A 13,058-nucleotide genomic window follows, 5' to 3' on the forward strand; every position below is an offset into this window, starting at 1 on the left:
CCGTCCCACGATGACAGCATCCCCCAGCCCGTCAGCACCGCTTCGTCTGCTGGCGGTCCATGCTCATCCCGACGACGAATCCAGCAAGGGTGCCGCCACGATGGCGATGTATGCCGCCGCCGGCGTGGAAGTCCTGGTGGCCACGTGCACCGACGGCTCCCGCGGCGACATCCAGAACCCCGCGATGGAGGGGCAACCGCACCCCAAACGCGACATGGCCGGGGCACGCCGGCTGGAGATGGACGCCGCCGCGAACGTCCTCGGCATCCGGCAGCGCTGGCTCGGCTTCGTCGATTCCGGGCTGCCGGAGGGCGACCCCCTGCCGGCCCTGCCGCCCGGGTGCTTCGCCCTGCAGCCGCTGGAGCGGGCGGCCGCGCCGCTGGTCCGGCTGGTCCGGGACTTCAAGCCCCACGTGATCCTCAGCTATGACGAGAACGGCGGCTACCCGCACCCGGACCACATCATGGCGCACCGGGTGGCCGTCGAGGCCTTCGCGGCGGCCGGCGATCCTGCCCGGTATCCGGACGCCGGGGAACCCTGGGAGCCCAGCAAGCTCTACTACGACCGCGCCTTCAGCCCGGACCGTTTCCGTGCCCTCCACTCCGCGCTGGAGGAGGCCGGCCTGCAGTCCCCGTATGCCGAGCGGCTCGCTGCGTGGCTGGAAGCGGACGCCGAGGGGCATACCCCGCCGCCGCCGACACACGCCACCACAACCCAGGTCGAGTGCGGCGATTTCTTCGAAGCCCGCGACGACGCACTCCGCTCACACCGGACCCAGGTGGACCCGGAAGGATTCTTCTTCGCGGTCTCCTCGGCCATGCAGCGCAAGGTCTGGCCGTGGGAGGACTACTCCCTGATCGAATCCCGGATCCCCGTGGATCTGCCGGAAACGGACCTCTTCGCCGGGCTAAGATAGAGACGAAAGGGCTCTTCTATCCAGTGTAGAAAAGATGCTGTAGACAAAGCACTGTAGAAAAGTCACCGCAGTAAAGACACCCAGTTCCACAGAAGGTTCCCCACCGTGCATTCCTTGCTCATCGCCCTCGCAACAGCCCCGGCGCCGACCCCTACGCCGTCGCTGCGCCCGGGCCTGTCCGAGGACCAGGTCACCCCGGGTCTGCTGGGCTTCCTGCTGACAGCCTTCATCGTGGTGTTGACCGCGCTGCTGATCGTGGACATGGTGCGGCGCATCCGCCGGGTCCGCTACCGTGCCCWGGTGGAGGCCGAACGTGAGGCCGCCGGGGACGCCGGGTTCCCTGCCGACGGCACCGCCTTCCCCGCCGACGGCGCGGTTAACCGGCCGGAAGTCAACGGCGATGCGGGACCCGGAACCCGCTGACCGCGGATTCCCCGACCCGCCGTCCGGGGCCTCGAATGCCCTGGCGGCGGAACCCTCTGCGTACCTGCGCCAGCACGCCGGCAACCCCGTGCACTGGCAGCCGTTCGGTGACGCGGCCTTCGCCGCAGCTGCCGCCCGGGACGTGCCGGTGTTCCTCTCAATCGGCTACGCGGCCTGCCACTGGTGCCACGTCATGGCCCATGAATCCTTTGAGGACCGGGACACCGCCGACTACCTGAACGCCCACTTTGTCTCCATCAAAGTGGACCGCGAAGAGCGCCCTGACGTCGATGCCGTCTACATGACAGCGACGCAGGCGATCAGCGGCGAGGGCGGCTGGCCGATGTCCGTCTTCCTCCTGCCCGATGGCAGGGCCTTCCATGCCGGCACGTACTACCCGCCCCGGCCCATGCCGGGCCGGCCGTCCTTCCGGCAGGTCCTTGAAGCCGTGAACGAGGCCTGGACGGAACGCCGCGGCGCCGTCGAGGCCAACGCCGACACCCTGGCGCGCGGCATCGCGGCGTCCCAGCCGTCAGCCGCCCTGCATCTGGACGGGCCGCCCGGGGCCCTGGACGCGGCGCTCCTTGCCGAAGCCGTCACCGCCCTCTCCGGCGCCGAGGACCGGGCCCACGGCGGCTTCGGCGGCGCGCCGAAGTTCCCGCCCGCGGCCGTGCTCGAATTCCTGGTCCGTCACGCCGCAGCGCCCTCGGACAGCATGCCGCCGGCAGCCGCGCCGGACACCGCGGGCCAGGAGACCGCGGACCTGGACACAGGGGGCCAGGACTCCGCGGGCCTGGACACAGGGGGCCAGGACTCCGCGGGCCTGGAGACCGCGACGGCGGCCCGGGACATGGCCGGGCGGTGCCTGGCGGCAATGTCCCGCTCGGCGTTGTTCGACCAGCTCGACGGCGGCTTCGCCCGCTATTCGGTGACGGCGGACTGGTCCGTTCCGCACTTCGAGAAAATGCTCTACGACAACGCCCAGTTGCTGCGCGTCTATGTCCACTGGGTCCGGCTGGGCGGCACGCCGGAGTACCCGGCGGCCGAGGCCGCCGGGATTGCCGGACTTACCGCCGACTGGCTCCTGGCCCGCCTCGGGCTTGCACCTGCGACGGGCCCGGCGGCAGGACCGGCTCCAGCCCCTGCGGCAGGCCCTGCGGCGGGACCGGACACCGGGGTCGTGGCCCTGGCGTCGTCGCTGGACGCCGACACGGTCGTCGACGGCGTGCACGCCGAAGGGGCCAGCTACCTGTGGACTCCCGGCGGCCTTGAGTCGCTCCTGGGCCCGTCCGACGGCGCCGCCGTGGCGGCCCTCATGAACGTCCGAATGCCCGGAAGTGTGAGCGCCGACGGTTCGCCGCTGCATCCGGGCCGGGAGATGTCCGGTGGGGAGGCCGCGCTGTGGCAGCGGGTGCGCCCGCTGCTGGCGCAGGCACGCAGGAACCGGCCCCAGCCCGGCCGGGATGACAAAGTGGTGGCGGGCTGGAACGGACTGGCCGTCGCCGCCCTCGCCGACGCTGGCGCCGTCCTGGCACGCCAGGAGCTTGTGGCCGCGGCGGAGCGGATCGCGGACTATCTTGAGCGCGTGCACTGGCGGCCCGCGGCGGATGGCCCCGGCAGGCTCATGCGCGTCTCCCACGACGGAGTGGCGCGGGGAATCGGCGGTTTACTGGAGGACTACGCCTTGTGCGCCGAGGGGCTGTTCGCGCTCTATGCGGTTACCGGGCACACCCGCTGGTACGGGCTGGCCGAGGCCATTCTGGACGCCGCCTGCAGGCGGTTCGCGGCCGACGGCGGCCTGAGGGACGCTGCGGGGGAGTCCGCGCAGGTCACGGCCGCCCAGGGCGGCCGCGACGGCCTGGAACCGTTCGACGGCGCCACCCCCAGCGGCGCAGCCGCGCTGGCCGGTGCCCTGGTGACCCACTCGGCCCTCTCCGGCTCGTCCGAACACCGCATCATGGCGGCCAGCATCCTGGCCCTGCTGCTTCCTCCGCTTGCGGGCCAGGCACCCCGCGCCGCCGGCTGGCTGCTCGCGACCGCCCAGGCCGCCCTCGCCGGTCCCATCGAGGCCGCCGTCGCCGGACCGGACAGCCCGGAACGGGCCGTGCTGCACCGGGAGCTGCTGCTCTCGGCCAGCCCCGGGCTGGTGGTCGCGGTCCAGGACGACGGCGCCGCCCGGCCAGTACCCCTGCTGCAGGGCCGCGGCGCGGGCCCGGACGGCGCCCCACAGGTGTTCCTGTGCCGCGGCATGGTCTGCGGCCTCCCCGCGACTTCCGTCGAAGAAATGCGCGGGCAGCTGGCTAGGATGTCCTCATGACTGGTCAGGACGGCTTTGAGCTGGTGGTGTTCGATTGTGACGGTGTGCTGGTGGATTCCGAGGTGATCGCCATCCGGGTGGACCAGCGCGTGCTGGCAGACCTGGGCTGGGAGCTGGAACTCGATGACATCGTGGAACGGTTCGTCGGAAAATCCGAGGCGCACTTTGTGGCCGCCGTCGAACAACAGCTCGGGATCCGGCTGGCCGACGGCTGGGACCGCGACTACGGTCGCTGGTACCAGGAGGCGTTTGAACGTGATCTCGAGGCCGTTGACGGCGTCGAGGACGCCCTGGACCGGCTGTCCCTGCCGCACTGCGTCGCCTCCAGCGGCAGCCACGAAAAGATGCGCCGGACCTTGGGCAAGACCGGGCTGCTGCGCCGTTTTCAGGGCCGCATCTACAGCGCCACGGAGGTGGCCAACGGCAAACCCGCGCCGGACCTGTTCCTCCACGCCGCGGCGGCCCAGGGCGCCGCTCCCGGGCGGTGCGCCGTCGTCGAGGACAGCGCCTACGGCGTCCAGGCCGCCCGGGCGGCGGGAATGCACGTCTTCGCGTATGCCGGCGGTGTCACCCCGGCTTCCCGATTGGCCGGTCCCGGAACCACCGTCTTTTCCGACATGCGGCTGCTGCCCGAGCTCATTGCGGCAGGGCATCCCGGCTGAGCAGGGGGCCAACCCCTGACGCCGGAATTCCCCACCATTGAAGCCGGCGCCCGGCGTGTCGGGCCGGACTGCCGGCGAGTCCCGGCGTCGCAGTTTCAAAGGTGGGGAGAATCAGCGCAGCCGGCGTCAGCCCAGGACCGCGATGGCAATAGCGATGTAGTGCGCGGCGAAGGCAAAGACCGTCAGCGCATGGAACAGTTCATGGAAGCCGAAGTGTTCGTAGCTGAAGTTCGGCTTCTTCAGCGCATAGAACACGGCTCCCGTGATGTACAGGACCCCGCCGACGCAGATCAGCACCGCCGAAGCAGCGTTGGCGGCGAAAAAGTCCGGCAGATAAAACAGCGAGCCGCAGCCGAGGGCGATATAGATCGGCACGTAGAGCCACCGCGGGGCATTGGTCCACAGCAGGCGGAACAGCACGCCGAGGATGGCCCCGGACCAGATCACCCAGAGCAGCACTTCGGCTTGCTGCCGGTCCAGCAGGGCCCAGGCGAGCGGCGTGTAGCTTCCGGCGATCACCAGCATGATGTTCGTGTGGTCCAGCCGCTTCAGGACGATCTTCACTCGCGGTGACCAGTTCCCCCGGTGATAGACGGCACTGACGCCGAACAGCAGGACCCCGGTAACGGCATATACGGCGCAGGCCACCTTCAGGTCCGGCGGCGCCAGGATCACCAGCACCAGCCCGGCGGCCAGTGCCAGCGGGGCGGTGACGGTGTGGATCCAGCCCCGCCATTTGGGCTTGATCATCAGCAGTTCAGCCAGGCGCACCGCGGCGTCGTCCACCGGGGTTGCCCGCTTCGCCGGAGGCTCCGGCCGAGGCTCCGGACTGTTGCTTTCCATGCCGTAATAATAACCTACGCCGTAGTAAGTTACTGGTGAGTAACAAGCCGTCCGGGGCTGTCCTGTGACGAAGCTGCACCCGGCACGGCCCTCCGGCAGGTAGCCTAGGATGTGCACTGAACAAGTACCTCAAGGAAGCCAGGTGAATCTCCGGATGGAAATGCCCGGATTCCTCTACGGCTTTTACGAACGCAAGCTCCAACGCTCCCTCGATCCTGAACGGATCCCGCGCCACGTCGGCGTCATGGTCGACGGCAACCGGCGCTGGGCCCGCCAGTTCAACGCCCCCACGAGCCAAGGCCATCAGGCCGGTGCGGACAAGATCCACGAATTCCTCGGCTGGTGCCAGGAGCTGGGCATCAAGGTGGTCACCTTGTACATGCTCTCCACGGACAACATGAACCGCTCCGGCGAGGAACTCGACCTCCTGATGGGCATCATCGCCAACACCCTGGACCGGCTGGACGAGGACGCCAATATCTCGGTTCACGCCATGGGCGCCCCCGAACTGCTGCCGGACTACCTCGCCGAGCGGCTGAACAACCTGACGGCGCGCACGCCCGCGCAGGAGAGGCTGCACGTCAATGTCGCCGTCGGCTACGGCGGACGGCGGGAGATTGTCGACGCCGTCCGGGAACTGCTGCACGACGCCGTCGCCCGGGGAGCGGACATCGGACAACTGGCCGATGAACTCACCGTGGATGACATCTCGCGCTTCCTCTACACCAGGGGCCAGCCGGATCCGGACTTGGTGATCCGGACCTCCGGGGAGCAGCGGCTGTCCGGATTCCTCATGTGGCAGAGCGCGTACAGTGAGTTCTACTTCTGCGAGGCCTTGTGGCCGGCGTTCCGTAAGGTGGATTTCCTGCGCGCCCTGCGCGACTACGCCGGCAGGCAGCGCCGCTTCGGCGCCTGAGCGGTTCACGCGGAATTCACAAGACGGCAACAAGAATCGCCGAAAAATTATCGGACAAACCGGCCCCCGGAGACGTACGTTAATCCCATCGGCAGGCAATTCGCCGGCCGATCGGGGAGGCCAGTACATGGAGCGGATTTTCGCACCGGGTGTATGGGAGGCCGCGTCCGGCCTCCAGGCCGAGCCGCCTCACCAATAACAATTCCGGGCATTGCCCCGGGGCTGGAGTCGATGTGGCTATTTCTGAGCAACTGCCCGACGTCATTTCCGATCAGGGACAGAAAGCTACCTCTCGCGCCAAGCGAGCCACCTCAAAGACCGGTGCAGCGGATTCCGCGGCGGCCGGTCTTGCTGTTTCCGGGGAAGGAACAGGGAGCCGGGGCACGGCCCGCAGTTTCGTGATCGATACCTCCGTCCTGCTCTCCGATCCGCGGGCCCTCCTGCGCTTCGCCGAGCACGAGGTCATCCTGCCGATCGTTGTCATCACCGAGCTCGAAGGAAAGCGCCACGACCCGGAGCTGGGTTACTTTGCGCGCAAGGCCCTCCGGCTGCTCGATGACCTGCGGCTCGAGCACGGCGGCCTGGACCGTCCCATCCCGCTGGGCCCCGACGGCGGCACGCTCATGGTGGAGCTGAACCATATCTCCGCCGAGGTGCTGCCCGCCGGGTTCCGCGGGGTGGACAACGACAGCCGCATCCTCGCGGTGGCCAAGAACATGGCCAACGAGGGCCGCGACGTGACGGTGGTGTCCAAGGACCTGCCGATGCGCGTCAAGGCCTCGGCCATGGGGCTGCTGGCCGACGAGTACCGCAATGAGCTCGTCAAGGACTCCGGCTGGACCGGCGTTGCCGAGCTCGACGCGGGCGAGGACGAGGTTGCCACCTTGTACGGGCACGAGCCGGTATTCATCCCGGCCGCGGCCGAGATGCCGACCAACACCGGGCTGGTCCTGCTGTCCAGCCGCGGCTCGGCCCTCGGACGGGTAGGGGCGGACAAACAGGTCCGGCTCGTGAAGGGCGACCGCGACGTCTTCGGACTCCACGGCCGCTCGGCCGAGCAGCGGTTGGCAATCGACCTCCTGATGGACCCGTCGGTCGGCATCGTGTCCCTCGGCGGCCGGGCCGGCACGGGCAAGTCCGCACTGGCCCTGTGCGCCGGGCTCGAAGCCGTCCTGGAGCGCCGGGAGCACCGCAAGGTGATCGTCTTCCGGCCCCTGTACGCGGTGGGCGGCCAGGAACTCGGCTACCTGCCCGGGTCCGAAGCGGAAAAGATGAACCCGTGGGCGCAGGCGGTCTTTGACACCCTGGGCGCGCTGGTCAGCCAGGAAGTGGTGGAGGAAGTGATGGACCGGGGCATGCTTGAGGTCATGCCGCTGACGCACATCCGCGGACGCTCCCTGCACGACGCATTCGTGATCGTCGACGAGGCGCAGTCCCTGGAGAAGAATGTGCTGCTGACTGTGATGAGCCGGATCGGCCAGAACTCCAAGATCGTCCTGACGCACGACGTCGCCCAGCGGGACAACCTGCGGGTCGGACGGCACGACGGCGTGGCGGCCGTCGTCGAGACCCTGAAGGGACACCCGCTGTTCGGCCACATCACCCTCACCCGCTCGGAGCGCTCGCCGATCGCAGCCCTCGTGACGGAGCTGCTGGAGGGGGCGGAGATCTAGCCTCCCCAGGTTGGGGGCCGTGGTCCGGTTCGCCGGACCACGGCCCTTCGACGTTGTCAGGAAACCGTGGCCCAGTTCGCCGTGTCGTGGCGCTTCGCTGTTGTCGGGTTTGCCGTGGTTGGGTTGGCCGGACCGCCGCCTTTCGCCGTCGCTTAGCGCAGAGGTCCCTTCCCAAGGCTCGCAAGCTCGCCTCGGGGCCCTCGGGACGCTGCTTACGACGCATAGGGACCCCTGCGGTCGCTGAGCGACCTCCGGGGATCCGATGCGCCGCGATGCGCTCCTTTGCGAAAGACCGCGTCCCGGCACGTTTGTCGCTCACCTTGCGGAGGAGCGCGTCCCGGCTGGTGAGCGTCCCAGCTTCGCGGGGCTGCGGTGTCCCGCTGAGGAGCGCATCGCCGACCAAAGCGCAGCGAAGGTCGCCCAGCGACCGCAGCGCAGCGACGGGAGGTGTCTAAGCGACGGCGGGACGCCGCGGGCCGGCGAACCCAACCACGGCAACCCACCGACGGCGGGGGGCCGCTGCCCCGCTTGGGGCTGCTACTGGTGGATGCCCAGGTACTTCGCGAAGGCTTCGTGGCCTTCGACGCCGAGATCCCAGTCGGGGCGTTTGAAGGTGGCGGGGGTGAGGCGGACGTTTTGGACCTCCTGGGCCTTGCCGCCCCAGGCGGCGCGGGTGACGCCGTTGAGCTCGTAGCCGAGGGAGCGTGAGACGCCCAGGGACTGCTGGTTCCAGGCGGCGGCCTCGGATTCCGCCACTTCGGCGCCGAGCCAGTCGAAGGCATAGAGGGCGACGGCCGCCCGCATCTCCTTGCCGAATCCCTGGCCGTGCACGCTTTGCCGCAGCCAGGAGCCCGTGGTGACCGTCTTCAGCGCGGCGAAGTCTTTGGCCTCGACGTCCTGGCATCCGATGAACTCGCCGTCGTGCCAGATGCCCAGCAGCAGCGTCCACTCCTGCGGTGTCATGTTCCCGCGGCACCGCCAGTACCACTGCGCCATGTTCGGGCCGAGCTCCTCAGCGGGGGATTCGGCCCAGGGCCTGCTGAAGGGGCTGCGGCCCGGCTCGTGCACGCCGCTCAGGGCGGCTGAGACCGCGGCCGGAATGTCCGCGTCGCGGATGGGGTGCAGCTGAAGGCGCGGCGTGGTCAGGCTCAGGCCGAAAGGGGGCCAGTAGTCGGCGGGTTCAGTCATCGCAGGAAGCTTAGCGGGGCCGGCGGGCGGATGCGAGTCACAGCCGGGCTACTCCGCGGGTACGTCCCAGCTGATGTGGCGCCGGACGTCCGTGAGGTTCATCGATTCGGCCAGGAACAGGTCATCGAGCATGTATTCGTCGACGCCCAGGATGCGGAGCCAGTGCCCGTAACCGTCCTGCTCTGAGCCGGCCCCGGGCGCGTCCAGCCAGCGGCTCGCAACGCAGACGCCCGTGCCGGCGTCAATCCTCAGCAGCGTGCGTCCCGGACGGCACAGCGGGGCTCCAGGATCGGCGGGCCGGTAGGAGAGGTTCGGGCTGACCGTCGATTCCAGGGCCGGCCGGCCCTCGTGGTCTACCTCCGTGATGGGGCCAAGCTCGACGGCGTTGGAGTTGGGGAACTCCAACGGGACGGGGGCGTTCCCCGCAAGCTCCACCGGGTCCAGGACGGCGGCGAACCTGCCGTTGCCGAACGACGGCTCGCCATAAGCTGCCTCCGGGCGGCGGCGCACCAGCCCGTCGTCGTCGTACACCGGCGTAACCAAGTGCGGGGGCAGGAGCCAGGTCTTCCTCGTGGAGCTGATATAGAAACCGCCGCGGGAATCATTGATGCCGGTGGTGCTGCCGATGACCAGGCCGTCGGCGGTCTCCAGCCGCAAGGCACCGGGCCGGCGCAGCCACCCCCTGACGAGGTCGCCGGGGGAGGGGGCGGCCGGGGACCCCGCGGAACCCGTGAGCGGCCGGTCCAGGTACTCGAACCTCAGCGACTGCCACTTCCAGGGCGATGACCGGCACAGGTTCCGGAAGGCCGCGGCCTTCTCCGCCGGGCCGCGGGGCGCGTCCGGCCCGCGCCGGTTTGTGCTGTCCCATGCGGCCATATCCACAGTTTACGCGCGGGGACCGCCGGGCCGGACGAATATCAAGTAGCATCCGAGGGTGATCGAACGACTCGGCATCCTGGGCGCCGCCAACCCGCTGGCTTTCTGGCTTGCCCTGGCTGCGTGTGCGTATTTCTTCGTGATGGCCGTTCGGCTCACGGTCATTGACGTCCGGCACCACCTGCTCCCGGACAGGATCGTCTTTCCCTCCTATGGGATCGCCGGAGTCCTTCTGCTGGGCGCGGCGGCCAGCCAGTTGCTTCCCGGCGGGCAGGACGTGGCGGGCACGGCCGACGCCGGGGCATTCGGCATTCCGGGGCTCCGTGTCCTGGCCGGCGGGGCAGCCCTCTGGCTCTTCTACTTTCTCCTGCACGCGGTATATCCGCCGGGAATGGGATTCGGCGACGTGAAACTCGCGGGCGTCCTGGGAATGTACCTGGGATTCCTGGGCTGGGGGCACGTCATGGCGGGGACCTTTGCGGCGTTCGTCCTCGGCGGACTGTGGAGTCTCGGATTGCTCGCCGCACGGCGCGGGACGCTGCAGTCGGCCATTCCCTTCGGGCCCTTTATGCTGGCCGGCACGGCCGCCGCCATGCTGCTGCCGACGGCCGGATAGGCTGACGGCACGGCCATCCCGGCCTGCCGGCGCTGACCGGCACGGCACGCGGCAGGGGCGCCGCACCCCCAAAGGTTGCGGCGCCCCTGCTGCCATTCACCGGCTGCTGCCGGGCCGTTTCCGGACCGTCAGTTTCCGGACCGTCAGCCGCGCAGGCGGGTGAGCTCGTCGTCGTGGCTGGACCCACCGGCGTTGCTGTGGGCTGAAAGCCCTTCCGGCCCCGTGGACTCCGCGGCGTTGGCGGCGTGGCGGGTTGCCGCCCGTTCCGCCTCGAGCCGCTCGGCTTCCTCGCCGCCTACTGCTTCGCCGCGGGCCACCATGCCGGCGGTGTCCGACAGGGGGATCTGCTTGAGGGTCAGGGCCAGGATCAGGGCGATGACCAGGAACGGCAGCAGGTACCAGAAGACGGGGGCGAGCGAGTCCGCGTAGGCGTTGACAATCGCGTCCTTGAGCTGTGCCGGGAGCTGGCTGAGGACCTGGGGGTCCATCGTCCGGGTGGACTGCGACGCCTGCTCAGCTGAGGCCCCGGCGCCGGTAAAGGCATTGGTTAGGGACTCGGAGAGCCGGGTGGTGAAGATGGAGCCGAACACCGCGACGCCCAGGGACGCGCCCACCTCGCGGAAGTAGTTGTTGGTGCTCGTGGCCGTGCCGATCTGGTCCGCCGGCACCGAGTTCTGGACCACCAGGACAATCACCTGCATGATCGAGCCCAGGCCGGCACCGAAGACGAACAGCTGCACGCAGATGACCCAGATGGGCGTGGCGGCCGTGAGCGTGGTCAACCACAGCATTGCCGCGATGGTCAGGATGGCCCCGAGGATCGGGAACATCTTGTACTTGCCGGTCTTGGAAATGCGGATGCCGGAGAAGATGGCCATGCCCATGAGTCCCACCATCATGGGCAGCATCAGCAGGCCGGATTCGGCGGCGGAGGTCCCGGAGGACATCTGCAGGAAGGTCGGGACGAAGGCGATCGCCGCGAACATGCCCAGCCCGAGGGTGAAGCCGATGGCGGTGGAGTTCACGAAGATGCGGTTCTTGAACAGGCTCAACGGAATAATGGGGTCCTCGGCCCGGCGTTCCACCAGGATGAAGGCCGTCGCGGCGAGCACCAGCCCGGCTCCGAACGCCCACGTCAGCGGCGAATCCCAGCCTTCGTCCTTCTTGCCGCCGAAGTCGGTGAAGAAGATCAGGCACGTGGTGGCCGTGGAGAGCAGCAGCACGCCCAGGACGTCGATCCGCTTCTCGGCCTTCTTGTTCGGCAGCGTCAGGGTGAACCAGGCGATGGTGAACGCGGCGATGCCGATCGGGATGTTGATGTAGAAGGCCCATTCCCAGGTCAGGTGGTCCACGAAGAAACCGCCCAGCAGCGGTCCGGCGACGGCGGAGAGGCCGAAGATTGCGCCCAGCGGGCCCATGTACTTGCCGCGCTCCTTGGCCGGAACGATGTCGGCGATGATGGCCTGGGACAGGATCATCAGGCCGCCGCCGCCGAGGCCCTGGATGGCGCGGAAGACCACGAAGCCCCAGAAGTCCGTGGCGAGGGCGCACCCGACGGAGGCGAGGGTGAAGAGCCCGATGGCGATGAGGAACAGGTTCCGGCGGCCCAGGATGTCGCCGAACTTTCCATAGATGGGCATGACGATGGTGGTGGCGAGCAGGTAGGACGTGGTGATCCAGGCCTGGTGTTCCACGCCGCCGAGCTTGCCGACGATCGTGGGCATGGCGGTGGAGACGATGGTCTGGTCAAGGCTGGAGAGCAGCATGCCCGCGATGAGGGCGGAGAAGATGATCCAGATGCGTTTCTGGGTCAGCAGCAGCGGCTCGGCTGCTGGCTTGGTGCTGACGGCGGCGCTCATTGCGCTCCTTCGGAAGGGTTGGGCTGGACTGTATTTGACTCGACTCCGTCGAAGTGGACTGTGTCGAACTGGGACATGGTGAACGGCAGGGAGAAGAGCATGCGGGCTGCTGCGATGTTTTCCAGCAGCAAGTCCTTGTAGGGGCGGGCGTTGCCCTCGGAGAAGTAGTCGGCGCTGGTTTTCCTGGCGACGTTTCCGAGGAGGACCACGGCCATGCGGACTACGGGATGATCGGCAGGTACGCCTTCCCTGGCCGCGAGCAGCCGGGCGAAGTCGGCCTCGCGTTCCTCGGTGGCGCCGATGATCTTCAGCATCAGCTGGGGCTCCTTCTTGATCACCCCGATCAGCTGGCGGGTCTCTTCCTCGGAGCCGCTCATCCGCTCCGACAGATCAAGGGACAGGCGCACGAGGTCGGCGAGGAGTGAGGCCGAGATTTCCCCGGCGGGCGAACCTGCGCCGCCCGCCATGAACCGGGCCACCACCTCTTCCGGAAAGTCGTCGTCGACGTGGCCCAGGATCGCATCTTCCTTGGCAGGGAAGTAGTTGAAGAAGGTCCGGCGGGAGATGCCCGCGCGCTCGCAGACTTCCTCCACGGTGTAGCCGCTGAGGCCGCGTTCGGCGGTCAGGGAACGCGCGACGGCGGTGATCGCCGCCCGTGTTGCGGCCCGCTTGCGCTCGCGGAGGCCACCCGAAGTAATTGCACTGTTTCCCATATAGTGTATTTTTGCACTTAGTCATAAATAGTGCAAAGAGGCTGTGGGCTGTGTGG

At 68.6% G+C, this 13,058-nt stretch carries 12 protein-coding genes; 7 read left to right on the forward strand and 5 right to left on the reverse strand.

The window, feature by feature from the left end; all coding sequences use genetic code 11:
• Positions 1 to 10: 10 nt before the first annotated feature.
• The 4 genes from mca to AC1DRO_RS07690 all read left to right on the forward strand — a co-directional run bounded on the left by mca (position 11) and on the right by AC1DRO_RS07690 (position 4,318).
• On the forward strand, positions 11 to 916 hold the full coding sequence (mca, locus tag AC1DRO_RS07675; RefSeq protein ID WP_459384182.1) for a mycothiol conjugate amidase Mca: 906 nt from the start codon (positions 11 to 13) through the stop codon (positions 914 to 916).
• A gap of 105 nt (positions 917 to 1,021) precedes the next feature.
• Positions 1,022 to 1,339 carry a hypothetical protein gene (locus AC1DRO_RS07680; protein ID WP_476950400.1) on the forward strand — a complete coding sequence of 106 codons (318 nt, stop codon included), beginning with the start codon at positions 1,022 to 1,024 and terminating at the stop codon, positions 1,337 to 1,339.
• Complete coding sequence (locus AC1DRO_RS07685; RefSeq protein ID WP_476950401.1) at positions 1,317 to 3,656, forward strand: thioredoxin domain-containing protein; 2,340 nt, start codon at positions 1,317 to 1,319, stop codon at positions 3,654 to 3,656. Before AC1DRO_RS07680 ends, AC1DRO_RS07685 begins: the two co-directional genes overlap by 23 nt.
• Complete coding sequence (locus AC1DRO_RS07690) at positions 3,653 to 4,318, forward strand: HAD family hydrolase (RefSeq protein WP_476950402.1); 666 nt, start codon at positions 3,653 to 3,655, stop codon at positions 4,316 to 4,318. Before AC1DRO_RS07685 ends, AC1DRO_RS07690 begins: the two co-directional genes overlap by 4 nt.
• 126 nt (positions 4,319 to 4,444) lie before the next feature.
• On the opposite strand, the gene trhA is transcribed toward AC1DRO_RS07690, so the two are convergent.
• Positions 4,445 to 5,161 carry a PAQR family membrane homeostasis protein TrhA gene (gene trhA, locus AC1DRO_RS07695; protein ID WP_230009209.1) on the reverse strand — a complete coding sequence of 239 codons (717 nt, stop codon included), beginning with the start codon at positions 5,159 to 5,161 and terminating at the stop codon, positions 4,445 to 4,447.
• A 154-nt stretch (positions 5,162 to 5,315) separates the two neighbouring features.
• Between trhA and AC1DRO_RS07700 the strand changes: the two genes are divergently transcribed.
• The gene (locus tag AC1DRO_RS07700) at positions 5,316 to 6,077 is read left to right on the forward strand and encodes an isoprenyl transferase (RefSeq protein WP_043436292.1); all 762 of its coding nucleotides are present in this window, start codon (positions 5,316 to 5,318) and stop codon (positions 6,075 to 6,077) included.
• A 233-nt stretch (positions 6,078 to 6,310) separates the two neighbouring features.
• Positions 6,311 to 7,750, forward strand: a complete 1,440-nt coding sequence (locus AC1DRO_RS07705) for a PhoH family protein (RefSeq protein ID WP_028277376.1) — start codon at positions 6,311 to 6,313, stop codon at positions 7,748 to 7,750.
• 537 nt (positions 7,751 to 8,287) lie between these two features.
• Here the strand turns inward: AC1DRO_RS07705 and AC1DRO_RS07710 are convergent.
• Positions 8,288 to 8,938, reverse strand: a complete 651-nt coding sequence (locus AC1DRO_RS07710; RefSeq protein ID WP_476950403.1) for a GNAT family N-acetyltransferase — start codon at positions 8,936 to 8,938, stop codon at positions 8,288 to 8,290.
• A gap of 48 nt (positions 8,939 to 8,986) precedes the next feature.
• Positions 8,987 to 9,814, reverse strand: a complete 828-nt coding sequence (locus AC1DRO_RS07715; RefSeq protein WP_476950404.1) for a hypothetical protein — start codon at positions 9,812 to 9,814, stop codon at positions 8,987 to 8,989.
• A gap of 58 nt (positions 9,815 to 9,872) precedes the next feature.
• Between AC1DRO_RS07715 and AC1DRO_RS07720 the strand changes: the two genes are divergently transcribed.
• Positions 9,873 to 10,430: a prepilin peptidase gene (locus tag AC1DRO_RS07720; protein WP_028277379.1), complete on the forward strand. Its 558-nt coding sequence runs from the start codon at positions 9,873 to 9,875 to the stop codon at positions 10,428 to 10,430.
• Positions 10,431 to 10,573: 143 nt separating this feature from the next.
• Here AC1DRO_RS07720 and AC1DRO_RS07725 read toward each other — a convergent pair whose 3' ends face one another.
• Positions 10,574 to 12,289 (reverse strand): MDR family MFS transporter, encoded by a 1,716-nt coding sequence (locus tag AC1DRO_RS07725; protein WP_476950405.1) that lies wholly within the window; start codon positions 12,287 to 12,289, stop codon positions 10,574 to 10,576.
• Positions 12,286 to 13,002 (reverse strand): TetR/AcrR family transcriptional regulator, encoded by a 717-nt coding sequence (locus AC1DRO_RS07730; protein WP_476950406.1) that lies wholly within the window; start codon positions 13,000 to 13,002, stop codon positions 12,286 to 12,288. Before AC1DRO_RS07730 ends, AC1DRO_RS07725 begins: the two co-directional genes overlap by 4 nt.
• Positions 13,003 to 13,058: the final 56 nt, after the last annotated feature.

Source organism: Arthrobacter sp. P4_F11 (assembly GCF_056401395.1).

Bases quoted from the DNA above. Each gene is read 5' to 3' on its own strand.
- AC1DRO_RS07690 (WP_476950402.1), top strand. From the start codon at position 3,653: ATGACTGGTCAGGACGGCTTTGAGCTGGTGGTGTTCGATTGTGACGGT.
- mca (WP_459384182.1), top strand. From the start codon at position 11: ATGACAGCATCCCCCAGCCCGTCAGCACCGCTTCGTCTGCTGGCGGTC.
- AC1DRO_RS07715 (WP_476950404.1), bottom strand. From the start codon at position 9,814: ATGGCCGCATGGGACAGCACAAACCGGCGCGGGCCGGACGCGCCCCGC.
- trhA (WP_230009209.1), bottom strand. From the start codon at position 5,161: ATGGAAAGCAACAGTCCGGAGCCTCGGCCGGAGCCTCCGGCGAAGCGG.
- AC1DRO_RS07725 (WP_476950405.1), bottom strand. From the start codon at position 12,289: ATGAGCGCCGCCGTCAGCACCAAGCCAGCAGCCGAGCCGCTGCTGCTG.
- AC1DRO_RS07710 (WP_476950403.1), bottom strand. From the start codon at position 8,938: ATGACTGAACCCGCCGACTACTGGCCCCCTTTCGGCCTGAGCCTGACC.
- AC1DRO_RS07730 (WP_476950406.1), bottom strand. From the start codon at position 13,002: ATGGGAAACAGTGCAATTACTTCGGGTGGCCTCCGCGAGCGCAAGCGG.
- AC1DRO_RS07685 (WP_476950401.1), top strand. From the start codon at position 1,317: ATGCGGGACCCGGAACCCGCTGACCGCGGATTCCCCGACCCGCCGTCC.
- AC1DRO_RS07700 (WP_043436292.1), top strand. From the start codon at position 5,316: ATGGAAATGCCCGGATTCCTCTACGGCTTTTACGAACGCAAGCTCCAA.